This window comes from Nonlabens tegetincola, assembly GCF_002117085.1.
Classification (GTDB): Bacteria; Bacteroidota; Bacteroidia; order Flavobacteriales; family Flavobacteriaceae; genus Nonlabens; species Nonlabens tegetincola.
In genome coordinates this window covers 139,729-164,003 of the sequence record NZ_CP019342.1, presented here as the reverse complement: position 1 = coordinate 164,003, position 24,275 = coordinate 139,729, and the positions used below count along the sequence as shown (strand labels likewise).

18 protein-coding genes, 3 tRNA genes and 3 rRNA genes are annotated in these 24,275 nt (G+C 37.2%); 6 read left to right on the top strand and 18 right to left on the bottom strand.

Annotated elements, in window-relative coordinates; all coding sequences use genetic code 11:
* Positions 1-2: 2 nt before the first annotated feature.
* Positions 3-1,451 (top strand): TolC family protein, encoded by a 1,449-nt coding sequence (locus BST91_RS00850; protein WP_085774143.1) that lies wholly within the window; start codon positions 3-5, stop codon positions 1,449-1,451.
* Between the two features lie 63 nt (positions 1,452-1,514).
* The gene (locus BST91_RS00845; RefSeq protein WP_085774142.1) at positions 1,515-1,907 is read left to right on the top strand and encodes a DUF4870 domain-containing protein; all 393 of its coding nucleotides are present in this window, start codon (positions 1,515-1,517) and stop codon (positions 1,905-1,907) included.
* Between the two features lie 89 nt (positions 1,908-1,996).
* On the opposite strand, the gene BST91_RS00840 is transcribed toward BST91_RS00845, so the two are convergent.
* The 8 genes from BST91_RS00840 to BST91_RS00805 all read right to left on the bottom strand — a co-directional run bounded on the left by BST91_RS00840 (position 1,997) and on the right by BST91_RS00805 (position 9,182).
* Positions 1,997-2,071, bottom strand: a tRNA-Val gene (locus BST91_RS00840).
* A gap of 61 nt (positions 2,072-2,132) precedes the next feature.
* Entirely contained in the window at positions 2,133-3,305 is a 1,173-nt protein-coding gene (locus BST91_RS00835; RefSeq protein ID WP_085774141.1) for a bifunctional folylpolyglutamate synthase/dihydrofolate synthase, read from the bottom strand.
* Positions 3,306-3,348: 43 nt separating this feature from the next.
* Positions 3,349-4,170: an energy transducer TonB gene (locus BST91_RS00830; protein ID WP_085774140.1), complete on the bottom strand. Its 822-nt coding sequence runs from the start codon at positions 4,168-4,170 to the stop codon at positions 3,349-3,351.
* 3 nt (positions 4,171-4,173) lie between these two features.
* On the bottom strand, positions 4,174-4,563 hold the full coding sequence (locus BST91_RS00825; RefSeq protein ID WP_085774139.1) for an ExbD/TolR family protein: 390 nt from the start codon (positions 4,561-4,563) through the stop codon (positions 4,174-4,176).
* Between the two features lie 2 nt (positions 4,564-4,565).
* Complete coding sequence (locus BST91_RS00820; protein ID WP_105018570.1) at positions 4,566-5,258, bottom strand: MotA/TolQ/ExbB proton channel family protein; 693 nt, start codon at positions 5,256-5,258, stop codon at positions 4,566-4,568.
* Positions 5,259-5,347: 89 nt separating this feature from the next.
* On the bottom strand, positions 5,348-6,835 hold the full coding sequence (gene nhaB / locus BST91_RS00815) for a sodium/proton antiporter NhaB (RefSeq protein ID WP_042280028.1): 1,488 nt from the start codon (positions 6,833-6,835) through the stop codon (positions 5,348-5,350).
* Between the two features lie 2 nt (positions 6,836-6,837).
* Complete coding sequence (locus tag BST91_RS00810; protein ID WP_042280030.1) at positions 6,838-8,064, bottom strand: Glu/Leu/Phe/Val dehydrogenase dimerization domain-containing protein; 1,227 nt, start codon at positions 8,062-8,064, stop codon at positions 6,838-6,840.
* Positions 8,065-8,129: 65 nt separating this feature from the next.
* Complete coding sequence (locus tag BST91_RS00805; RefSeq protein WP_085774138.1) at positions 8,130-9,182, bottom strand: anhydro-N-acetylmuramic acid kinase; 1,053 nt, start codon at positions 9,180-9,182, stop codon at positions 8,130-8,132.
* Positions 9,183-9,260: 78 nt separating this feature from the next.
* On the opposite strand from BST91_RS00805, the gene BST91_RS00800 reads away from it, so the two are divergent.
* Both BST91_RS00800 and galE read left to right on the top strand, forming a co-directional pair.
* Positions 9,261-10,403: an acyl-CoA dehydrogenase gene (locus BST91_RS00800; RefSeq protein ID WP_060523164.1), complete on the top strand. Its 1,143-nt coding sequence runs from the start codon at positions 9,261-9,263 to the stop codon at positions 10,401-10,403.
* Positions 10,404-10,502: 99 nt separating this feature from the next.
* Positions 10,503-11,519 carry a UDP-glucose 4-epimerase GalE gene (gene galE / locus BST91_RS00795; protein WP_085774137.1) on the top strand — a complete coding sequence of 339 codons (1,017 nt, stop codon included), beginning with the start codon at positions 10,503-10,505 and terminating at the stop codon, positions 11,517-11,519.
* Here the strand turns inward: galE and BST91_RS00790 are convergent.
* Complete coding sequence (locus tag BST91_RS00790) at positions 11,516-11,971, bottom strand: GAF domain-containing protein (RefSeq protein WP_042280041.1); 456 nt, start codon at positions 11,969-11,971, stop codon at positions 11,516-11,518. The genes galE and BST91_RS00790 overlap by 4 nt on opposite strands.
* Before the next feature lie 72 nt (positions 11,972-12,043).
* Between BST91_RS00790 and xrtF the strand changes: the two genes are divergently transcribed.
* Positions 12,044-12,595, top strand: coding sequence for an exosortase family protein XrtF (gene xrtF / locus BST91_RS00785; RefSeq protein ID WP_042280042.1), 552 nt, complete (start codon positions 12,044-12,046; stop codon positions 12,593-12,595).
* A complete protein-coding gene (locus BST91_RS00780; protein ID WP_085774136.1) occupies positions 12,579-13,019 on the top strand; it encodes an exosortase F system-associated membrane protein in 441 nt (146 codons plus the stop codon). The genes xrtF and BST91_RS00780 overlap by 17 nt, the downstream gene beginning before the upstream one ends.
* Here BST91_RS00780 and BST91_RS00775 read toward each other — a convergent pair.
* From BST91_RS00775 to BST91_RS00735, 9 genes are all read right to left on the bottom strand, one after another.
* Positions 13,005-13,715, bottom strand: coding sequence for a hypothetical protein (locus BST91_RS00775; protein WP_085774135.1), 711 nt, complete (start codon positions 13,713-13,715; stop codon positions 13,005-13,007). The two genes, BST91_RS00780 and BST91_RS00775, sit on opposite strands and share 15 nt — an antisense overlap.
* Positions 13,716-13,883: 168 nt before the next feature.
* Positions 13,884-16,376: a zinc-dependent metalloprotease gene (locus BST91_RS00770; protein WP_085774134.1), complete on the bottom strand. Its 2,493-nt coding sequence runs from the start codon at positions 16,374-16,376 to the stop codon at positions 13,884-13,886.
* A 112-nt stretch (positions 16,377-16,488) separates the two neighbouring features.
* A 5S ribosomal RNA gene (gene rrf, locus BST91_RS00765) occupies positions 16,489-16,596 on the bottom strand.
* A gap of 80 nt (positions 16,597-16,676) precedes the next feature.
* Positions 16,677-19,488 (bottom strand): 23S ribosomal RNA (locus tag BST91_RS00760).
* Between the two features lie 141 nt (positions 19,489-19,629).
* Positions 19,630-19,703: transfer RNA gene (locus BST91_RS00755), tRNA-Ala, on the bottom strand.
* A gap of 133 nt (positions 19,704-19,836) precedes the next feature.
* A tRNA-Ile gene (locus BST91_RS00750) sits at positions 19,837-19,910 on the bottom strand.
* Positions 19,911-20,026: 116 nt separating this feature from the next.
* Positions 20,027-21,552 (bottom strand): 16S ribosomal RNA (locus BST91_RS00745).
* Together the 16S, 23S and 5S rRNA genes with 2 tRNA genes alongside form the textbook arrangement of a ribosomal RNA operon.
* Positions 21,553-21,999: 447 nt before the next feature.
* Complete coding sequence (locus tag BST91_RS00740; protein ID WP_085774133.1) at positions 22,000-23,499, bottom strand: sensor histidine kinase; 1,500 nt, start codon at positions 23,497-23,499, stop codon at positions 22,000-22,002.
* Entirely contained in the window at positions 23,499-24,200 is a 702-nt protein-coding gene (locus BST91_RS00735) for a response regulator transcription factor (RefSeq protein WP_085774132.1), read from the bottom strand. The genes BST91_RS00740 and BST91_RS00735 overlap by 1 nt, the downstream gene beginning before the upstream one ends.
* Positions 24,201-24,275: the final 75 nt, after the last annotated feature.

The following is a 24,275-nucleotide window of genomic DNA, read 5'->3' as shown; positions in this document are numbered from 1 at the left end:
TTATGAAACGTCATATAACACTATTGTTTTTTGTTATTCTCGCTTTCGCGAAAGCGTACTCTCAAAACTTTCTAGATCAAGCCGGTAATTATACTCCTGTATGGCAAGTACAACCAGCCGATTCACTTGATTTAATGAGTTTTCAAGAGTACCTAGCTTTTGTAAAACAACATCATCCAGTTATGAAGCAAGCAAACTTGCAGCTATATATGGGTGAAGCTAACCTATTGAAAGCACGAGGAGCATTTGATCCCAAAATTGAAGCGATAAAGGACCGCAAGAAGTTTAAGAACACGGAATACTACGACGAGTTCTATGCAGCATTTAAAATACCAACTTGGTATGGAATTGAATTAAAAGGAACTTTTGAACAAAATACAGGTACATTTTTAGACCCTAGTCTTACCGTTCCAGATGATGGGCTCTATGGAGCAGGCGTCTCTTTTTCACTAGCGCAAGGACTTTTAATCAATGAGCGCATGGCCGATTTAAGAAGAGCAAAATTCTTTATTAATCAAACCAAAGCAGAAAGAGATCTAATTTTAAACGACCTCATATTTGAAGCTAGTAAAGCGTATTTTAGATGGTTACAAGCAAGTAATGAACGTTTAATTTATGAGAACTTTCTGGAAAATGCCGAAATTCGATTCCAAGGAATTAAAAGACAAGTTGAGGTAGGTGACAAAGCCGCTATCGATAGTGTTGAGGCTAAAATAGCTTTTCAAAATCGCGTTCTTTTACTAGAGGCCGCAAAATTAAAACAGCAAAAAGCTAGACTAGAAGCAAGTAACTTTCTATGGATCGATAATGTTCCAGTAGAACTGAGAGAAGATTTAAGACCTGTTGTACCGCAACGAGAAATGATAGCTGCAAGTTTGCAATTAGAAGGTATTACTGTATCGACTGATAGTTTAGACCAACATCCTAAAATACGTAGTATTGATGCTAAATTAAATGGTTTACAAGTTGATCGCAGGCTTAAACAAAATAAACTATTACCCAAGATAAATCTTGAGTATAATTTTCTCACACCTGACGGAGGCGAATTAAACAGTTTTAACACCAGTAATTACAAGTTCGGTCTTAACGCTAGCTTCCCTCTTTTTTTAAGAAAAGAACGTGGAGACCTTAGGTTGGCTTCTATCAAAATCCAAGATACTGAATTAGAAAGAGCTGCTACTCAGTTAGAACTTAGAAATAAAATAGAAGCTGTAAGCGTAGAAATCACTTCTCTGGACGAACAGAATAGGCTTATCAACGAGATTGTATCCAATTACCAAGTAATGCTCAATGGTGAGCTACGTATGTTTCAAATAGGTGAAAGTAGCGTGTTCCTAATCAATACAAGAGAACAAAAGCTGATTGAAGCAACCCTAAAAGCCAATGAACTTTTGATCAAATCCTACAACGCCACAGCAAGTTTATATAATGCTCTAGGTATAGTAGAATAAGGTACGAGTCTAATAGATTGTAACAAAATCATTTTTTTACTACATATAAATAAAAAAAGAATCATGAATCAACCTTATCAAACTACATCAGAATATCACTCTCATTCCTATAAGCCGTGGGGAATGGAACAAAATCAATTTTGCTTACTAATGCACTTGTCTCAATTTGCAGGGTGGATTGTTCCTTTTGGTGGGATTATTTTTCCAATAATTATGTGGTCCACAAATAAGGAATACAGTCAAAAGGTGGATTTACACGGTAAAGAAATACTTAATTTTATGATATCTTATTTTCTGTATAGCATCATAAGTATATTCCTTATGTTCTTTATCATAGGATTTATTACCATCTTCTTGGTAATGATATGCAGTTTTATATTTACTATTATAGGAGCAATAAAAGCCAGCAATGGTGAATTATATAGATATCCATTGACGATTCGTTTTATTTCCTAATGAATCAAAGTAAGCAGATAACTATTCACTGAAAAATAAAACTTAAATAAATAAAAAAGGTCTTCATTTCTGAAGACCTTTTTTCTCTGTGGGCGCGAAGGGATTCGAACCCCTGACCCCTTGGGTGTAAACCAAGTGCTCTGAACCAACTGAGCTACGCGCCCTAAAGCGGTTGCAAATATACAACCCTTTTTTGTTTCTCCAACTATTTTTTAATGAAAAAAATTAAAAAATTTCTGCCACCACAAAAGTACTTCCTGTAACTATCACAGCATCACCTTCCTGCGCTTTTTCAATAGCTACTTTTTTTGCTATTTTCACATCATCTATTACTTCAAAACTTCTATTAAGTTCCTCAAAGTATTTAGAAAGAACCTCAACCGGCATTGCTCTACTTACTGTTGCTTGTGTAAGAATATAATAGGCAGTAGGTGGTAATAACTTTATAACCTTTAAAGCATCTTTATCGCTTACCATACCTATTACGATATACAGTTTATCGAATTGCTCTTTGTTGATTTGTTTCATCAACGCCTTCACTCCTGCTACATTATGAGCAGTATCGGCAATTACTAATGGATGAGTGCTTAATTTAGTGTATCTACCATAAAAACTAGTGTTAATAGAAACATTATTACAACCTTTCTTTATATGATTCTCATCAATGTTAAATGCGTAAAGAGTATCTAGTAATTTGAGCGTAGTTACAGCTGTACGCAAATTATCTTTTTGATACCAGGCAGAAAGATCACTTACGGGAGCTTTTAATTTATGGTTTACTTGATGATAAGAAGCGTTTATGTTTTGTGCGCTTTCGCGAAAGCGAGATCTTAATAGACTTCTACGTTCACCTACAACAACAGGAACATTAGGCTTGATAATCCCTGCTTTTTCCATAGCAATTTTAGGCAAAGTATTACCCAATATTGCGGTGTGGTCCTTGTCTATACTAGTAATGACAGAAATCAATGGAGTAATGATGTTAGTTGAATCTAATCTACCACCCAATCCAACTTCAATTATCGCAATATCAACTTGTCTCTCCTTAAAGTATTGAAAAGCCATACCTACTGTCATCTCAAAAAAAGACAGCTGATTGGACTCAAAAAAATCTTTATTTAATGAAATAAAATCAACAACAAATTGCTTTTCACAAGGTTTACCATTGATTTTAATACGTTCTCTAAAATCGCGTAAATGAGGTGAGGTATAAAGACCAACTTTATAACCAGCTTCTTGCAACACACTAGCTAGAATGTGACAGGTACTTCCTTTTCCATTAGTTCCTGCTACGTGAATACTAGGAAATGAGTGATGAGGATGTTTTAAATGTGTATCTAGTTTTTGGATATTAGATAAGTCGGCCTTGTAAGCGACCTTACCTACCTTTTGATACATCGGTAATTGGTTGAACAACCAATTTAACGTCTTTTGATATTTACTACTCACCTAATTTAAAGATGACTTCTATGAAACCTATTTGAATTTCTTTAGTAGCGTCTGGAGCGGCAGTAAACTTCCAGGTTTTAGCAGTTTTAGTTGCAGCGTCTAACAAACACTGTGCTCTGTTTGAAGTTCCTTTTTTCCCTGCTGTTGCCTTTACAACTTCACCAGATCTATTGACTTCAATTTCGACAATTACCTTTCCACTCTCATTACATTCTGGCGGTACTCCTTGACCACGTATTTTACCTCTTCCTTTAAGACCGTAACCCTTACCACCTTGACCTAATCCCGGATCGCCATAATAGGTATTTGCATATGGATCTCCGTTCAACTGACCTTTGTTCCCAGGACCATCACCTGGTCCTTCACCAGTATTATTTTCTCCATCAATTTCATCGGCTCCGGTTACAGAACCTATAGCATTAAGAACATCAGAACTAGGTTTAGGGTCTTCCTTTACCGGTTCAGTTTGTGGTTTGGGATCTGTTTTCACAGGTTTGGTTGATGTTTCTACATCAGGACTGCTATTAATAACAGGCGCATCTTCAATTTCTTGAGTAGCGATATTTTCCTCACTAGACTGCGCAGGTTGCGGTTGTGAGGTTTGAGTAACTGGGGTAACCTTAGTAGGTTTTGCAGGTTCTACTGGTCCAGATCCTACTGCTGTGTTTCCAAAGTTTACAGCGATTCCACTTTCTGGCGGTGGATCAAGTTCTTTTAAAACCGTCACAAAAGTAAACACCAATAACAGCACACTCATCAAAACACTTGTAATGATGAAAGACTTACGTTTTTCTCTGGTGTCTAAAAATCCCATCTTTTAAGGTTTTACGGCTAAAATTATTTTGTACTTATTACGATTTGCTATATCCATAACCGTGACAGCTTTTTGTAAAGCTACTTCATTATCTGCTCTTAATATAATGGTAGGATCTTCTTGATTTTCCATTACAGAAAACAGCTCTTGCTCGATCGCATTTTCCTCTACTTGTTTACTGTTTACAAAAAACAGACCATCTTTTGAAATACTTACCGAGGCGTTTTGAACATTGGAGGATTTACCTTTTGCCTTTGGTAAAATTAAATCCAGAGCTTCTGGTGTGATGGATGGCGAAGTAAGTAGAAAAAATACTAGCAATAGGAATACGATATCAGTCATCGATGACATTGAGAATTCAGGACTTACTTTATTTCTTCCTCTTAAATTCATAATTAAGCTGGTTCATTTAGTAAATCAAGGAAATCAACTGCGTTTGCTTCCATTTGATGAACCACTTTATCTGTTTTAACAACTAAATGATTATATCCAATGTAAGCGATAATACCAACAATTAAACCAGCTACAGTTGTGGTCATTGCAGTATAAATACCTTCGGCTAGGGTTCCCATTTCAGCTTGTCCACCACTGTTTGCAAGAGTATGAAAAGCAAGTACCATACCTATTACAGTTCCCAAAAATCCAATCATAGGAGCAGCTCCTGCAATAGTAGCCAAAATACTTACATTCTTTTCTAATTTGTAAACTTCTAATTTACCAGCATTTTCTATGGCGCTATTGATATCCTCGAGCGGTGACCCTATGCGGCTTATACCTTTCTCCGTCAACCTTGCTACAGGAGAATCTTCTTTGGCGCATAGCATTTTTGCAGCATCTAAGTTTCCATTAGTAACTTGATCTTTAATTTGAAGCATAAAGTTTTTATCAATCTTACTAGAAGCCTTGATCTTAAATAAACGCTCAAAGTATATATAAAGTGCTACAAAAAGTAACACTATCAATATAGCAATTACGATAGTTCCTGCCACTCCACCGCTAACAATAAGGTCATAAAGAGATAGGGTTTTCTCTTCTATTACTGGTTCTACAGCGTCAGTAATTCCTGCTGATTCTTGAATCATACTCATTAATATATTGTTTGATTGATAACGTAGGATAAACATAAACATTATACACCTACTAAAAACATAGTCTAAAATTAGTTATTTACAAGGTTTTAAAGAGTAAGAATAACACAGGTTAAACCTACTATAGTTAAAACTAAAGTGTAAGGTAGTGCCATTTTTACCATTTTACCATATGATAAGTTAATTACCGGAGCTAATGCCGATGTCAATAAAAATAAAAACGCTGCCTGACCGTTAGGTGTAGCCACACTTGGTAAATTAGTTCCTGTATTTATTGCTATGGCAAGATGTTCATATGTTTCTCTATCAATAACACCGTTTTGATGAGCAGCTGCCACTTCATTAATGTAAACAGTGGCCACAAATACGTTATCTGATATCATACTTAAGAATCCATTAGCTAGATAGAAGATCGCAGGTTGACTGCTAGGGTCTTGGTGTAAGGCCCAATCAATTATTGGAGCAAACAAATGTTGATCGTGTATCATTGCTACAATCACAAAAAACACAACTAATAAGCCTGTAAAAGGTAACGCCTCTTCAAAAGCTTTTCCTAGGCTGTGCTCATCTGTAATTCCCATAAATGCAGTTTGAATTACTATCAAACCTAAACCTATAAAACCTACTGGCGCAATATGTAGAGCTAGCCCTGTGATTAATAATACCGCAGACACTGCTTGAACGATCAAAGCGTACTTTTCTTTTTCGGTACGTTCAGAATCACGCTTTTCCATCCAGCCTTCAATAATTTGTCTTACCACTGGTGGCATTTTTTCACCAAATCCAAATGTTTTGGTAGTTTCTAATAATACGGTTGTTAATATACCGGCGATAAATACTGGAATAGTAATAGGTGACATTTTTAGGAAGAAATCAATAAAGTTCCAATCCATCTTGGCACCTATAAGTAGGTTTTGAGGTTCTCCAACTATGGTACACACACCACCAAGAGCGGTACCTACCACACCATGCATTACAAGACTACGTAGAAAGGATCTAAACTTCTCAAGAGTTTCACCACTTAATTGTTTCCTATCCAAAGTATCATCATCATCAAGATCTAGGTCGCTAGAATGAATCTTATGGTAAACATTATAAAATCCTAACCCTACACTAATAAGAACAGCCGTCACGGTCAATGCATCAAGAAATGCACTTAGTACCGCACTCAAAAACACAAAGAACAGGGATAATAAAAGCTTAGATTTAATTTTAGTAAAAACCTTAACGAAAATGTACATAAGCAGCGGTTTCATAAAGTAAATACCAGCTACCATAAAGACTAAAAGTAGGATTACTTCTAAGTTTTGAGAAACTTCTGCATATACACCGTGATCAGATCCTGGATGACCAGGACTGGTGAGTCCTAATGCCAGTACCTGAATAGCCAGTAATCCACCAGACTGTAGTGGATAACATTTTAAGGCCATGGCCAGACAGAAAATAAACTCTGCAATAAACACCCAACCCATTACGGTTCCAGGTAAAATAAAGTAACCAATGGTATTGAAAACTAAAAAAGCTATCATAGTCCACTTAAACCAATGTGGACTGTTTCCTAAAAAGTTTTTAAACATAATTATACTAATTGTTTTAAAGCTAGCTCAAATGCGGTTGAGCTGATTTGTTGTTTTGAACTATTATGATCGTAAATGTTTTGAATTGCATTACGTATTGTCATACTAGTATCGTTAAAAATTGCATCGTCAGTCATTTGCACACGACGCTCCATAAAATAGGCAAACACTCTTGCCATACCACAGTTGGAAATAAAATCTGGAATAAGACTCACTTTCTCATCTGTATGTTCCATGATAGGACCAAAGAAAATTTCTTTATCAGCAAATGGCACATTTGCTCCACAAGAAATCACTTCAAGACCACTATCTATCATTTGATCAATTTGATTTTGACTTATTAATCTCGAGGCTGCACATGGAGCAAAAATTTGTGTATTAAGCTCCCAAATTTTTTCGTTAACCTCTTCAAACGGAATAAGTGAAGATGCTCTTAATGTATTCCCGTCTTTATTTAAGAATAATTCTCTTATCTCTTCAAAACTAAAGCCATCTTCATTAATTAAACCACCTACTCTATCTATAATCCCTACGACTTTGGCACCCATTTGAGCCAAATAATAAGCCGCAGCGCTACCTACATTACCAAAGCCTTGTACAACAGCACGCTTACCTTTAACATCACCACCAAAAATATTGTAGTAATGCTTAACAGCCTCTGCTACTCCGTAACCCGTAATCATATCGGCAACAGTATACTTACGAGAAACATCAGGTGAAAACTCTGGATTTTCAATTACTTTGATTACACCATGTCGTAATTGTCCAATTCTATTAATTTTATCAGCTTCAGTTGGAGAAAAATGTCCATTAAAAACACCTTCTTGTGGATGCCATACACCACTGTCTTCAGTAATAGGAATTACTTCATGTATTTCATCAACGTTTAAGTCACCACCAGTTCCATAATAGCTTTTAAGAAGTGGAGAAACTGCTTTGTACCAACGTTCTAATACCCCTTTTTTCCGTGGATCTTGTGGATCAAAGTTGATCCCAGATTTTGCACCACCAATCGCTGGTCCAGAAACGGTAAATTTGATTTCCATCGTTTTTGCTAGGGAAAGCACCTCATTCTTGTCTAGACCTTGTCTCATACGAGTACCACCACCAGCTGCGCCTCCTCTTAGACTATTAATCACTGTCCAACCTTCAGCCTCAGTTTCTGGGTCGTTCCAGTGAAAAACTATTTCTGGCTGCGCTTCCTCGTAGCGTTTAAGCAATTCCTTCATATAGTTAGTAGAATTTGTACAAATATAATCTAGCTAGATGAAGAAAAAGCAGGTTTTACAATTTCTTAAGGAAGGTAAATTTGACCACTTGAATGATCATGTCGTGAACCTGTCACACTACTTAAACAATTTACTTGATTACGCAATCGAAGTACTCCTAACAGTCCAAAGATTAATGCTTCTTTATACTCTACTATCTTTGATTCTGGAATAACGAGATCACCGTCATAATGATATCTAATTCTATCCATCAAATATGTATTAAAAGCACCACCACCTGTACAAATAATTCTTTTTTTAGACGTGATAACTTTTGTTATTTGTATCGCTACATGTTCTACAAAAGTGGCAAGAACATCCTTTATATCGTAATTCTGTAATAAAGAAAACACATATTGATTAACCCATTCTATACCTAGTGACTTCGGTGGATTCATTCCATAATAAGGTATATCATTCAATTTATCGAGTAAAGGAGTTTGTACTTTTCCCGCTTTCGCGAAAGCGCCATCCTCATCATACTCCTTACCCAACAGCATCGAAAAATGATTAAGTACTGTATTAACTGGACAAATATCATAAGCGATACGACCATCACGAGAATCATGACTAATATTTGCAAAACCGCCTAAATTTAAACAGTAATCATAATCGTTGAATAGAATCTGATCTCCTATAGGAACTAATGGTGCTCCTTGCCCACCAAGCAAAATATCCTGGACTCTAAAATCGCAAACAACTCGATGACCGATAATGGACGCTATCTCTGGAAGATTTCCTATTTGAAGGGTATATCCTTGTTCTGGCTTGTGAAAAATAGTATGACCGTGAGAACAAACGGCTATTAAGTCTTCAATAGGATTTTGATCGAGGTATTTTTTAACAAGTTGACCTAAGTATAAGGTATATTCCTTATTGAGATTTTCAATTTCTAAAGAAGAACTATGTACAGCCTCACTCAATCTACGTTTCCATAGAGCGGAATACGGAATACAAACTCCATTACAAATTGTAAAGGTCCACTGTTTTTCACGTACTAATTGAACGTGTGCAATATCTACACCATCTAATGATGTACCTGACATGACTCCTAAAACGTTATAGTACTGATGATTCATAGGTATTTTATGAGGTAAAAAGGTGTAAACAAGTTAAATTTGCAAACTTAAAAATAACTCAAACAATATAGAACTATCATGGATTTTGGCCTTACTGAAGAGCATTTAATGATTAGAGATGCGGCAAGAGATTTTGCACGTACAGAATTACTTCCTGGTGTTATAGAAAGGGATACTCACCAAAGATTCCCTGCAGAACAGGTAAAAAAAATGGGTGAACTAGGATTTCTAGGTATGATGGCCGACCCTAAGTATGGTGGTGGTGGAATGGACACAATTTCTTATGTCCTTGTGATGGAAGAGCTTTCAAAAATTGACGCAAGTGCATCTGTGATCGTATCGGTTAACAACTCACTAGTTTGTTGGGGACTGGATACTTACGGTAACGAAGCTCAAAAAGAGAAATATTTAACTAAACTTACAACAGGTGAATCTATAGGTGCATTTTGTTTAAGTGAGCCTGAAGCTGGTAGTGATGCAACTTCACAAAAAACTACTGCTATTGACAAAGGTGACCACTATGTACTTAATGGTACTAAAAACTGGATCACTAACGGAAGTACCGCAGACTATTACCTAGTAATTGCACAAACCGATCGCGAGAAAAAACACCGTGGAATCAACGCTTTTATTGTAGAAAAAGGTTGGGACGGTTTTGAAATCGGTGTTAAAGAAGATAAATTAGGAATTAGAGGTAGTGATACTCATTCATTAATTTTTAATGATGTAAAAGTTCCTAAAGAAAATAGGATAGGTGAAGATGGATTTGGATTCAAATTTGCCATGAAAACTTTATCTGGTGGTCGTATAGGGATTGCTGCTCAAGCATTGGGAATAGCAAGTGGGGCTTATGAACTTGCTAGAGATTATTCTAAAGTAAGGAAAGCTTTTGGTACAGAAATTTGTAACCACCAAGCAATCGCCTTTAAACTGGCTGATATGTATACCAATATTACTGCAGCACGTCACATGGTAATGCAAAGTGCTTGGGATAAGGACATGGGTAATAACTATGATGTAAGTGGTGCAGCAGCAAAATTATTTGCATCGCAAGTTGCTATGGAAACCAGTGTAGAGGCTGTACAAATTCATGGTGGTAACGGTTATGTGAAGGAATATCACGTAGAGCGTTTAATGAGAGATGCAAAAATCACTCAAATCTATGAAGGAACAAGTGAAATACAGAAAATCGTAATTTCAAGAGCTTTACTTAGAGATTAATTTTCCCCTTATATTTTGATTAGAAATGCTGTTCCTGTGTGAGCAGCATTTTTTGTTTATGGTTACTTCATGTAGAGAAGTTCGTTTACATTTGCTTTTATGAAAATATTAGTAACAGGCGGTTTAGGATATATAGGTTCACACGTTGTTGTAGAACTACTGGAATTAAATTATGAGGTTGTAATCATCGATAATCTATCTAATTCTAGTAAAGATGTTTTGGATAGAATCAAGAAAATATCTAAAAAAGAACCTTCCTTTTATCAAATTGATTTAAGAGACAAAAATCAAGTTAACGATCTGTTTACTAAAGAAAAAAATATAGACGGAGTAATTCATTTTGCAGCGTCTAAAGCAGTAGGTGAAAGTGTAGAGAACCCTTTACTCTATTACGAAAACAATATTAATGCATTAGTAAATTTACTTCAACAACTTAAAGACAAGGACATCTCTTTTATTTTCAGCTCTTCTTGTACCGTATATGGACAAGCAGATGTTATGCCTATCACAGAAGAAGCTCCTATAAAACCAGCAGCTTCTCCTTATGGTAATACTAAGCAAATAGGTGAAGAAATAATTAATGATCTTTGTAAAACAAGTTCTACTTTCAAATGTATAAGTCTAAGATATTTTAATCCTATAGGAGCTCATGAGAGTTGTCTAATCGGCGAATTACCAAATGGCATTCCTCAAAATCTTGTTCCTTACATTACTCAAACTGCTATAGGAATAAGAGAGCAGCTTTCTATTTTTGGACAAGATTATCCTACTAGAGATGGAACTGCAATTAGAGATTATATCCATGTGGTTGACCTAGCCAAGGCTCATATAGCTGCACTTGAAAGATTATTGAATAATAATTCACAATCTAAATTTGAAACCTTCAATATAGGTACCGGTACTGGTAATACAGTACTAGAAGTAGTGAAAACCTTTGAAAAAGCAACTGGTCTAGAACTCAACTATAAAATAGTGAATCGTAGACCAGGTGATGTGATTGAGGCTTATGCAGATACCAGCAAGGCTAATAATATTTTAAATTGGAAAGCCGTGCATTCTTTAGAATCTGCATTATCCAGTGCTTGGGAATGGGAAAAAGCTATTCGCAAGGTTTAAATGATAGCTGCAATTTGTTCGTTTACCCATTCTAAAAAACGTTCGTCCTTTTCGTCAAATGCTTTTGGTGTATTGCTATCAATATCAATTTGACCTATGTTCTTACCATTTTTAAACATTGGAATTACCACTTCACTTTTTACATATATGCTACAAGCTATATAATTATCTTGTGCAGTAACATCGTCAACTACAAAATTTTGATTAGATACAGCCACTTGCCCACAAATACCTTTACCAAATGGAATAACCGTATGGTCAGTAGGCTCACCAGCTTGTGCCCATAAATGCAATGTAGGTTCGGATTCATGAGCCATATAAAAACCAACCCAATCGTAAGTTTCCAGGTTAATTTGAAGCAATTCACAAACCGCTTGCATTTTATCCTTTACTGTACCATTAGAACTTCCTATGATTTTAAGAACAGCTGGTTTCAATTCGTTTATATTCATTGTAGTATTTTTGAAGCTACAAAACTAATATCCACAGCTGATTACTTAACAGTTTTAACATAGAATATACAAATGCTTTCATCACTTAGACCTTATATACCTGTGTTTAAATTTGTTGCAGTTTTTGGAGGACTGTATATCGGGCTCTCAATTATCTATTATTTTTATTTGAGTTTTGATTATGGCAGTTATCACTATCCTGATCCTATTACTTCTCAAATAAGTTTCCAGACGCAAGAGTTATTAAGTTTAATAGGGTATAATGCGCAAACGATGAATAGTGCAGGACATCCATCTGTAGCTGTTTACTCTAATGAACAACTCTTATTTAGAATTATTGAAGGGTGTAATGCAGTAAGTGTTATGATCTTGTTTTGCGCGTTTATTCTCGCTTTCGCGAAAGCGTGGAAAAAAACTATACTATTTCTATTAATTGGAGTAGGAATAATATACGTCATCAACCTTACCCGATTGGTGTTATTAGGAGTTATCTATGCCGATTATCCGGCCTATACTCATGTATCCCATGAGATAATTTTTCCAGCTATAATCTATGGAACCACTGTTTTATTGTGGTTGTATTGGTTAAAAAAACCAAAATCCAAACATGTACCAACTATATAGATACTTATTAATTATTCTATTAATCGGGTTATTAATAAGTGTAAGAGTTTTTGAAGATTTATTATTTATAGATGAATTAAAACAATTCTATCTATCAGATTTTCAAAACATGAGCTTGCCATCTATTAATATAGTTACAACAGGATTTTATACGACCCTGCGTTACGCTATTAATTCCCTTATTTCATTGGGTATTATTGGACTTTTGTATAAAAAATTAGATTATATAAAGGCAGCACTATGGGTTTATGTATTTGCCTATGTTATTTTAATGACTTCCTTTATTGCGCTTTTACACGCATCTCCAGACTCCTCAAAGATGATAATATTTTATATCAGACGTTTTTTAATTCATCCATTATTACTCTTTGTGCTTACGGCAGGCTTTTATTTTTTATCAAATAAAAAGTTAGTGCAAGAATAGTCTAGTTCCATTTTTATCAGATGTTTTGTGAACAACAACAATGAATTTATTATTGTTATTAACCGCACATTGCGTCCAAGATGACTTTATAAGGGCTATTTGGATTTTCACATCAATTTCCCTTGATAAAGACTCAACTACTTCTGTTTTATTGATAGTTTGATCATCATTAAAAACGACTGCATAAATTCCAATCAATTTTGAATTTGATTTTATGAGGATATTTTGTAGAGTAGCACTAAATTGTATATTATCATTGAATTGAGTACAAAAAGTCCTAGAATCTGTGATCAACTTATGATGTTTACGAAGCATTCGATACTTGTTCAATTCTGTCACAAAATCTGAATCCTCAGCAAACTTATTTCTTAGACAAGGTTTAGAAATTAGTTGCCCGTTATCCAAATTTCCGAATATCATAAGTTCATCATTTGCTTTTAGATACAATCTACATTTATCGTTATTGATGTTGTTACCAACTTCTTGTTGTACAATCAGAGAGTTGTTTTTTGGACCTTTTAATATTTCTAAAATATCAAAACGTACGTAATCTTGATTCTCAATAGGGTAGTTATAGTACACTTCATTTATGCGTACATGAGCGATAAAATCAACATTTTTGTAATCTGTAGCAATATTTTCTCTAAAACAAACACAAGATTGAGAAGCGCCGTAGGCGGAATAAAATATACTCAAAAAAAAGGCGAAAAGAACTTTGTTCAATATTTTAATATTTATAAGAATGAGTTACATCTAAAAAACACAACAATAAGACAAGGTAAGCCTTAAATTGAAATAAATACATTGTTAAATTAAAAAAGGTATGATTTTCATCATACCTTTTTTTTCTAGTAAAACTTAAAACTAATCATTTGGATTAAGAATATCATCTATTCGTTCTTTTAAATCATTTAGATGGTATTTAGTCATCTCATCCGATGTTCGATTAGAAGCTCTTGTAACATCTCTTAATAATGTTTTAAGTTGTGCTCTAACAATAGGTCTTATATCACTTTGAGAAACATCAACACTACTTTGACCAGCAAACGCTCTTACTCGAGCTGGTAATTTAGATTGTTCGTTATTCATTATAAATTCTAAACGTTCTATATAAGCACGTTGTAAGTTACGTCTATAGCGATCTATTTTTTGTCCGCGTTTCAACTCACTGAACAATCCCGATCTAAGATCATTCATCATTTCCAATAAACCATATCCGTTTGAACCATTAACCTCTTCATTCTCCATTAATCTTGACATTCTGCCAAAATCCAATAAATTATTAAGGGTTCTAGTTTGAACACCTCTAATTCTTTCTATTGCACCGTCAGATTCAATTTTATTGAAAATATTTTGATCAATTAACCATTTAGGTGTTGAAAATAATTGCTCATTTAAGAACTTCATAGCTCTCGTTTGCTTATCTCTACTCGCATGCTCATATACAGCTCCGTCTTGTTGACCATAAGCTTTATATGTTTCTTTTACCCCACCAATATTGGCAGTTACGTGGCCCATGTATCGATTATACTGTCCTAATAACTGATCGTACATAGATTTTAATTCACTATAATTTTCACCTTCTTCACCAGTCCATTCGATAAGATTAGGAACGATGCGCTGTAAATTTTTGATACCGTATTCACTAGCTCTCATAGAGTCATCACCAAGATCTTCCGTTTGACTAGTGTGATCAATAACGCCAAATTGCTGTCTTCCGAAACGGTACATAGGATCTCCTGCTTTTTCATTTATCCAGGAATCTAAAATTTCTTTCTCTTCTTCGGCTGTCTTATCTAATATTGGTTTATAACCCCACATGATTGAATATTTATCATACGGACCAATATTCGGCATTAGGGCAACATCACCATCTTCCGGTTGAGCTACATAATTAAATCTTGCGTAATCCATTATGGATGGTGCAGTACCATATTTTTTGGTGAATTCTGCATCCCTCAAATTTTCAACAGAATAAGCTATTGAACTTCCCATATTATGTGGTAGTCCTAACGTGTGACCAACCTCATGTGCACTAACGAATCTTATAAGCCTACCCATAACTTCATCATCAAACTTATTCATTCTGGCATCAGGATTAATTGCCGCAGTTTGAATGAAGAACCAATTATGTAAAAGAGTCATTACATTATGATACCAATTAATATCACTTTCAAGAATTTCACCACTTCTAGGGTCACTAACATGAGGTCCATTAGCATTAGGTATAGGTGAAGCTAGGTATCTTACTGTTGAAAAACGCACATCCTCCGGACTCCAATCCGGATCTTCTTCTTTACTTGGTGGGTCTTTAGCGATAATTGCCTCTTTAAACCCAGCTGCCTCAAATGCCACTTGCCAGTCTTCAATACCCTGCTTGATAAATTTTCTCCATTTCTGCGGAGTGGCCGGATCTATATAATAAACAATTTGCTTTTTAGGAATAACCAACTCTCCATTAAGGAATTTTTGCTTGTCTTCCTCTCTAACTTCTAATCTCCATCTATCTAAATAGCGAACAGTTTTGGTTTTTTGTTCATCTAATCCATAATCTTGTTGACCTCTTGCAAACCATCCTACACGTTGATCAAAATAACGACGCTTCATAGGCGTTTTAGGTAACAAAATCATTGAATTACTAATTTCAAGTGATATTGATTGAACACTTGAATTAGATGGTGGATCAGAGGAAAAATATGTTTTAACATGCCTCGATTCTATATTGAGTGGATAAGATCTTAAGGTGTCAATATAAGAACGACTATCATCTAACCTAGTTATTTTGTAGCGTTTTCTAGAGTTTTGAGGAAATCCAATCGCCTTAACATCCTTGTTGAAAAAATTAGTAACATCGATGACTAGGTTATTAGATAAACTATCCTTTTTAATTGCCTTAATTGGAAAACTGTAAAGGATTGGTTCAAAATTAGAATTTTCAACCGCTAAACTTACTGGTAAAGAATCGTTAGCTACAATTTGATGAGAAACAACTCTTAGCAAGATATCATTTTTATTTCGTTGCCATCTCAAGGTTTGAGTATTTTGTTTACCGCCACCAAAACCAATTCCAGAAGCAGTTTTTGCAATACGCGTCACCATCAACATTTCTCTATTTAACAAAGAATCGGGTATTTCATAATAGTATTTATCCTCCAAAAAGTGTACGGAGAAAAGACCTGGATCTGTTTGAGCTTTAGAGGTAATTACCTTGTTATAAGGTTGCATACCGCCTTTCTTTTTGCCTTTAGAACTAGCAACAACTTGAGATTTTGAGCCTTTTGCTTTCGAAGAAGTACTACAACCTTGGGTAGTTATCAATACAAAGGAAAGAAAACTCAAAAAAAGATATTTTTTCATGAATTATAAATTTCAAGAAAAATACACCATAGATATTTAAGAAGTTCCTAAGATATCGTTAACAAAATTTACCACAACAAAAAACCCTTATCGAATTGATAAGGGTTTTAAAAGAAGGCGGCGACATACTCTCCCACAAATGCAGTACCATCTGCGCTAATGGGCTTAACTTCTCTGTTCGGAATGGTAAGAGGTGAGCCCCATTGCTATAACCACCTTAAAGGTTTCAGTTAAATTAAAATAATCCAACTGTATATGTTGACATTTTGAAAAGTTCAAAATCAATACAAGTAGATAGAGGTACCTAAGCTTACGGGTAATTAGTATCACTCGGCTATGACATTACTGCCTTTACACCTATGACCTATCAACGTGGTAGTCTCCCACGACCCTTTAAAGAAATCTCATCTTGTGATGGGTTTCGCGCTTATATGCTTTCAGCGCTTATCCCTTCCCGACGTAGCTACCCAGCAATGCCCCTGGCGGAACAACTGGTAGACCAGCGGTCAGTCCAACTCGGTCCTCTCGTACTAAAGTCAGATTCACTCAAATTTCTAGCGCCCACTACAGATAGAGACCGAACTGTCTCACGACGTTCTGAACCCAGCTCGCGTGCCACTTTAATGGGCGAACAGCCCAACCCTTGGGACCTTCTCCAGCCCCAGGATGTGACGAGCCGACATCGAGGTGCCAAACCCCCCGTCGATGTGAGCTCTTGGGGGAGATCAGCCTGTTATCCCCGGCGTACCTTTTATCCTTTGAGCGATGGCCCTTCCATGCGGAACCACCGGATCACTATGCTCTTGTTTCCAACCTGATCGACCTGTATGTCTCTCAGTCAAGCTTCCTTATGCCATTGCACTCTACGCACGGTTACCAAGCGTGCTGAGGAAACCTTTAGAAGCCTCCGTTACTCTTTTGGAGGCGACCACCCCAGTCAAACTACCCACCAAGCAATGTCCCCATTTCTGGGTTAGATTTCAAATAAGCAAAGGGTGGTATTTCAACAATGACTCCACAACGCCTGGCGACGTCACTTCATAGTCTCCCACCTATCCTACACATTACTTATCCAAAATCAATACTAAGCTATAGTAAAGGTGCACGGGGTCTTTTCGTCCCGTAGCGGGTAATCGGCATCTTCACCGATACTACAATTTCACCGAGCTCATGGCTGAGACAGTATCCAAATCGTTACACCATTCGTGCAGGTCGGAACTTACCCGACAAGGAATTTCGCTACCTTAGGACCGTTATAGTTACGGCCGCCGTTTACTGGGGCTTCAATTCAGATCTTCGCCGAAGCTAAACCCTCCTCTTAACCTTCCAGCACCGGGCAGGTGTCAGGCCCTATACTTCATCTTTCGATTTTGCAGAGCCCTGTGTTTTTGATAAACAGTCGCTTGGATCTTTTCACTGCGCCCTATTAAATAGGGGACCTTTCTCCCGAAGTTACAGGTCTATTTTGCCTAGTTCCTTAGCCATGAATCACTCGAGCACCTTAGAATTCTCATCCCAACCACCTGTGTCGGTTTACGGTACGGGCTGCTTCACTTGCTTTTCTTGGAAGTTGCTCCTCTGGATTATCCACGTAGCCGTAGCTTTGTGGTACTATCCCAACCTTAACAGTTGGTTCAACGTACATTTCCGTCAGTACGCACCAAATTCACACCTCCGTCACTTTTATTGTGAGCAGGTACAGGAATATTAACCTGTTATCCATCCACTTCCCCGTTCGGGTACGCGTTAGGACCCGACTAACCCTCAGCTGATTAGCATAGCTGAGGAAACCTTGGTCTTTCGGTGAGGGGGTTTCTCGCCCCCTTTATCGTTACTTATGCCTACATTTTCGTTTCTAATCGTTCCAGCAAACCTCACAGTTCACCTTCAACACAATTAGAATGCTCTCCTACCACTCTCAATGGAGTCCATAGCTTCGGTAGTATGTTTATGCCCGATTATCATCCATGCCGTACCGCTCGACTAGTGAGCTGTTACGCACTCTTTAAATGAATGGCTGCTTCCAAGCCAACATCCTAGCTGTCTAAGCAGTACAACCTCGTTTTTTCAACTTAACATACATTTGGGGACCTTAGCTGATGGTCTGGGTTCTTTCCCTTTCGGACATGGACCTTAGCACCCATGCCCTCACTGCTGATCATCATTTTATAGCATTCGGAGTTTGTCAGGAATTGGTAGGCGGTGAAGCCCCCGCATCCAATCAGTAGCTCTACCTCTATAAAACTAAATCAACGCTGCACCTAAATGCATTTCGGAGAGTACGAGCTATTTCCGAGTTTGATTGGCCTTTCACCCCTACCCACAGGTCATCCGAAGACTTTTCAACGTCAACCGGTTCGGGCCTCCACTGTGTGTTACCACAGCTTCACCCTGCCCATGGGTAGATCACACGGTTTCGCGTCTACCACTACTAACTATCGCGCCCTATTCAGACTCGCTTTCGCTACGGCTCCGTGTCTGAAACACTTAACCTTGCTAGCAACGGTAACTCGTAGGCTCATTATGCAAAAGGCACGCCGTCACCCGAAGGCTCCGACCGCTTGTAAGCGTATGGTTTCAGGTTCTTTTTCACTCCCTTATTCAGGGTTCTTTTCACCTTTCCCTCACGGTACTGGTTCACTATCGGTCTCTCAGGAGTATTTAGCCTTAGCGGATGGTCCCGCTAGATTCATACAGGGTTTCCCGTGCCCCGCACTACTCAGGATACTACTATCAATAACTAAAATTACCAATACAGGGCTATCACCTTCTTTGGCTCCTCTTTCCAAAGGATTCTTATTCTTTTAGCATCAAATATCGTAGTCCTACAACCCCAATTAGGCCGTAACCTAATTGGTTTGGGCTTTTCCGCGTTCGCTCGCCACTACTGACGGAATCACTATTGTTTTCTCTTCCTCCGGCTACTTAGATGTTTCAGTTCACCGGGTTTGCTCCATTACTGGTGACATGTCTTCAACATGCCGGGTTGCCCCATTCGGAAATCTGCGGATCACATCGTATGTGCCAATCCCCGCAGCTTATCGCAGCTTATCACGTCCTTCATCGCCTCTGAGAGCCTAGGCATCCCCCATACGCCCTTATTTGCTTATGATACCTATTACTATACAACGATATATAGTAATATTATTTTTTCTATCTTGTATTAATCCTAATTAATATTAGAACTAATGCTCGTTTTGATCTTTTCAAAATGTCAATGAACGTTTAATGATTAATCTCTACTAATCATTCGTGGAGAATATCGGAGTCGAACCGATGACCTCCTGCGTGCAAGGCAGGCGCTCTAGCCAGCTGAGCTAATTCCCCATGACGAATCCTAAATACTGAATTCAGAATATCGAATTTAGAATCCTCAACCTCTAGAATTTCCATTAAAATTCTATAAATGAACTTTATCTCTTAGCTATAATTATCTCATCAATAACTACCTAAGACATCGTAGTCTCAGGCAGACTCGAACTGCCGACCTCTACATTATCAGTGTAGCGCTCTAACCAGCTGAGCTATGAGACTGAGTGTCTTGCGACTATTTCTTGATTGACTTGCTTTTTAAAATAAACACACACTAATTGAGTGTTAAAGGTCTTGAAACTATCCCTTGTTTCGTTCCATTATTTCAGGAACTCCAGAAAGGAGGTGTTCCAGCCGCACCTTCCGGTACGGCTACCTTGTTACGACTTAGCCCCAGTTACTAGTTTTACCCTAGGCAGCTCCTTTCGGTCACCGACTTCAGGCACCCCCAGCTTCCATGGCTTGACGGGCGGTGTGTACAAGGCCCGGGAACGTATTCACCGCATCATGGCTGATATGCGATTACTAGCGATTCCAGCTTCACGCAGTCGAGTTGCAGACTGCGATCCGAACTGAGATAGGGTTTGTAGATTCGCTCCTTCTCGCGAAGTGGCTGCTCTCTGTCCCTACCATTGTAGCACGTGTGTAGCCCAGGACGTAAGGGCCGTGATGATTTGACGTCATCCCCACCTTCCTCACGGTTTGCACCGGCAGTCTCTCTAGAGTCCCCACCATTATGTGCTGGCAACTAGAAATAGGGGTTGCGCTCGTTATAGGACTTAACCTGACACCTCACGGCACGAGCTGACGACAACCATGCAGCACCTTGCAATATGTCCGAAGAAAAATCTGTTTCCAAATCTGTCATACTGCATTTAAGCCCTGGTAAGGTTCCTCGCGTATCATCGAATTAAACCACATGCTCCACCGCTTGTGCGGGCCCCCGTCAATTCCTTTGAGTTTCATTCTTGCGAACGTACTCCCCAGGTGGGTTACTTATCACTTTCGCTTGGCCACTCAGATCTCAATCGATCCAAACAGCTAGTAACCATCGTTTACGGCGTGGACTACCAGGGTATCTAATCCTGTTCGCTCCCCACGCTTTCGTCCATCAGCGTCAATATATTGTTAGTGATCTGCCTTCGCAATCGGTATTCTATGTAATATCTAAGCATTTCACCGCTACACTACATATTCTAACCACTTCACAATAATTCAAGATAACCAGTATCAATGGCAGTGCCGGAGTTGAGCCCCTGCATTTCACCACTGACTTAATTACCCGCCTACGGACCCTTTAAACCCAATGATTCCGGATAACGCTTGCACCCTCCGTATTACCGCGGCTGCTGGCACGGAGTTAGCCGGTGCTTATTCTTACGGTACCGTCAAACAATCACACGTGACTGTATTTCTTCCCGTACAAAAGTAGTTTACAACCCATAGGGCCGTCTTCCTACACGCGGCATGGCTGGATCAGAGTTGCCTCCATTGTCCAATATTCCTCACTGCTGCCTCCCGTAGGAGTCTGGTCCGTGTCTCAGTACCAGTGTGGGGGATCTCCCTCTCAGGACCCCTACCTATCGTCGCCATGGTGAGCCGTTACCTCACCATCTAGCTAATAGGACGCATACCCATCTATTACCGTAACCTTTAATTATTAAATGATGCCATCTTATAATTCTATGAGGTATTAATCCAAATTTCTTCGGGCTATCCCTCAGTAATAGGTAGGTTGTATACGCGTTACGCACCCGTGCGCCGGTCGCCATCAGATAGCAAGCTATCTATGCTGCCCCTCGACTTGCATGTGTTAGGCCTGCCGCTAGCGTTCATCCTGAGCCAGGATCAAACTCTTCATCGTAGAATCTTTTAAAGATCATTTATTAGAATAACTCCAAAAACCTCTTTTAAGAACCCTCAATTAGCGTACATGTGTCTATTTTTATTTTCTTACCAATACTTGCCTCTGTATTAATCAATACAAAAACAGTATCGCTGTGCTGTCAATCATTATTTTCAATGAACTACTTCAAAATATCTAGACCGAAAATTTGATGCGAAATCCTCACAATCCGCTACAAATATTTTCAATCTTTTTGAAGAACTATCGCTTTATTTAAACATCGTTGTTTCCCAAAGCGGGTGCAAATATACACACACTTTTTCTTACCAAACAAACTTTTATGACAAAAAATTTGAAAAAAATTACAACAAACCCTTAAACAGCTTCAAATCATTTATTTACAAAATTAAAAAATCTAAACTTTTATATTACCCTAAATAAACTGTTTAAAGCGTTCTTAATAATTTAATTCATTTGAAGATGAAATGTAAACTTTGTGCCTTTACCAATCTTACTTTCGACCCTAATAATTGAATCATGTAGTTCAAGAATTTTTTTAACGATCGACAATCCTATACCTGCACCTGTGAATCTATTTTGAGAATCATTTTGCGTAAATCGATCGAATATCATCAATTGATCACTTTCTTTAATTCCTATACCAGAATCGCCAACAGAAATTTTTATTTTATTTTCTGACTTGGATTTATCCAAATCTAAAGTAATTACCCCACCGGCCTTTGTAAATTTAAAAGCATTGTCTATCAGATTCTGTAAAACCCTTTCAATTAATCCGATATCAGCGTACACTAGAATATTTTCCTTTTTTTCAATATTAAATATTAAGTTAATATTTTCCGTTTTGGATTTTAATTGGTACTTAGATACTAAGTCTAGACATAAATCGGTAATTGAAAACTTTACTTTTTCTGGTTCCACCTGTTTAGCTTCTAATTTAGAATACTCAAATAATTGTTCCACTAATCTAGAAAGCTTATCACTATTAGAGTTGACAATTTCTAAATATTTCTGTTTCTCCCCTTCTGAAAGCAAATGTTTCTTTTCTAATAATGTTTCTGAATAACCTTTTAATATTGCTAATGGTGTTCTTAGATCATGTGACACATTTGCTATAAGCTGCCTTCTTAATGAATCAACTTTTTTAACTTCCTCAATATTCTGACAAATCGTATCAGCCATTGTGTTGAATGTATTTGCCAAAACACTGATGTCAGATTTATCTGCGTTTTCTATTCTCGCATTAAAATCCCCTTCCTTAAATCGTTGGACTACAGAGGTGATTTTTCTTAAGTTTTTAGTCAAAAACCAAATAGAAACAAAACCTACCAACAAAGTGAAGAAAGTTGTCAAACCTATAGCACCCAATCCAAAACTTTTTATGTATTTCTGAAAAATATTGTTGCTCGCCAATTGATAAGCCTCTCCTGATAGAATAATATATATGTAACCATCTTTGAGTTGGTTAGTTAATCTGGCTGCTGAGAAAATTTTTCTTTCTCCCATAGCTCTAGGGTCATCCCCTAAACAATAATTTTTACCGTTAGTATTTACAAAATTTTCAATCGGAGCAACATCAACATACCTAGATGGTTCTCCAGGACTATGATCGAGTACCACAGAATACAATACTTCACCATCTAGACCCAGCAAGTAAACTTCAATACTTCTATTCACTGCCATCATATCGTGCATTAAACTTCCAAAGACTTCCTTATTAACAGAACCATCCTGATTAAAAGCGGAAGTTGTGGCAAACTTTTCTTCTATTAAATGCTGTGCTAACGGAGCGTGAATCTCTTGTTGCGTAGCTTGATGATGTTGATTTGAGTAATAATTAGTAATCACAATAAAACAAAATGCCATTCCTATGATTAACCCTGAAAGTGCTATCCATAGTTTAAATACTAATCGTGGAGTTAATGTAGATTGTTTACCAGTCGTCATTACACTTCTTCATTAAATCTATAACCTATTCCCCAAGTAGTCAATACATATAATGGATTTGACATATCCGGTTCAATTTTGGCTCTCAATCTATTTACATGACTATTTACTGTATGTTCGTAACCAGAAAAGTTATAACCCCAAACAACATCCAGTAACTCTGATCGACTGTAAGACCTACCTGGATGACTTGCTAATAAAATTAAGAGGTCAAATTCCTTAGGTGATAATTCCACTTTATACCCATTTAAGGTTACACGTCTCATCTCGACATTTATAATTAAATCACCAAAAACCATTTCATTACTTGAGGCATTTTCTGTTTTCTTATTACTTATATCAGTTCTTCTCATAACAGCTTTTGCTCTAGCCTTCAATTCTCTTACTGAAAACGGTTTGGTTATATAATCATCTGCACCAATTTCCAAACCTAGGACTTTATCAATCTCCTCGGATTTTGCAGTCACCATTATAATAGGAGTGTTTTTAGTTTTTCTCAATTCCTTGCAAACTTCTATGCCGCTTAATTCAGGTATTGACAAATCCAATAGGATTAAATCATAGTCGAACTCCATTGCCTTATTCAAGCCAAGCCTACCATTATCTGCTACATGCACATTTGCATTTAGATCCTTCATGTGAATAGTAAGAAGATCTATAATCTCTATATCATCTTCTACGATAAGAATTGTATACTCCATAATTCAAATTAAACTTATCCTTATCACAAAAGAATCACATAAAAAATATGAAAGTTGAATTTTACGTGACAGGAT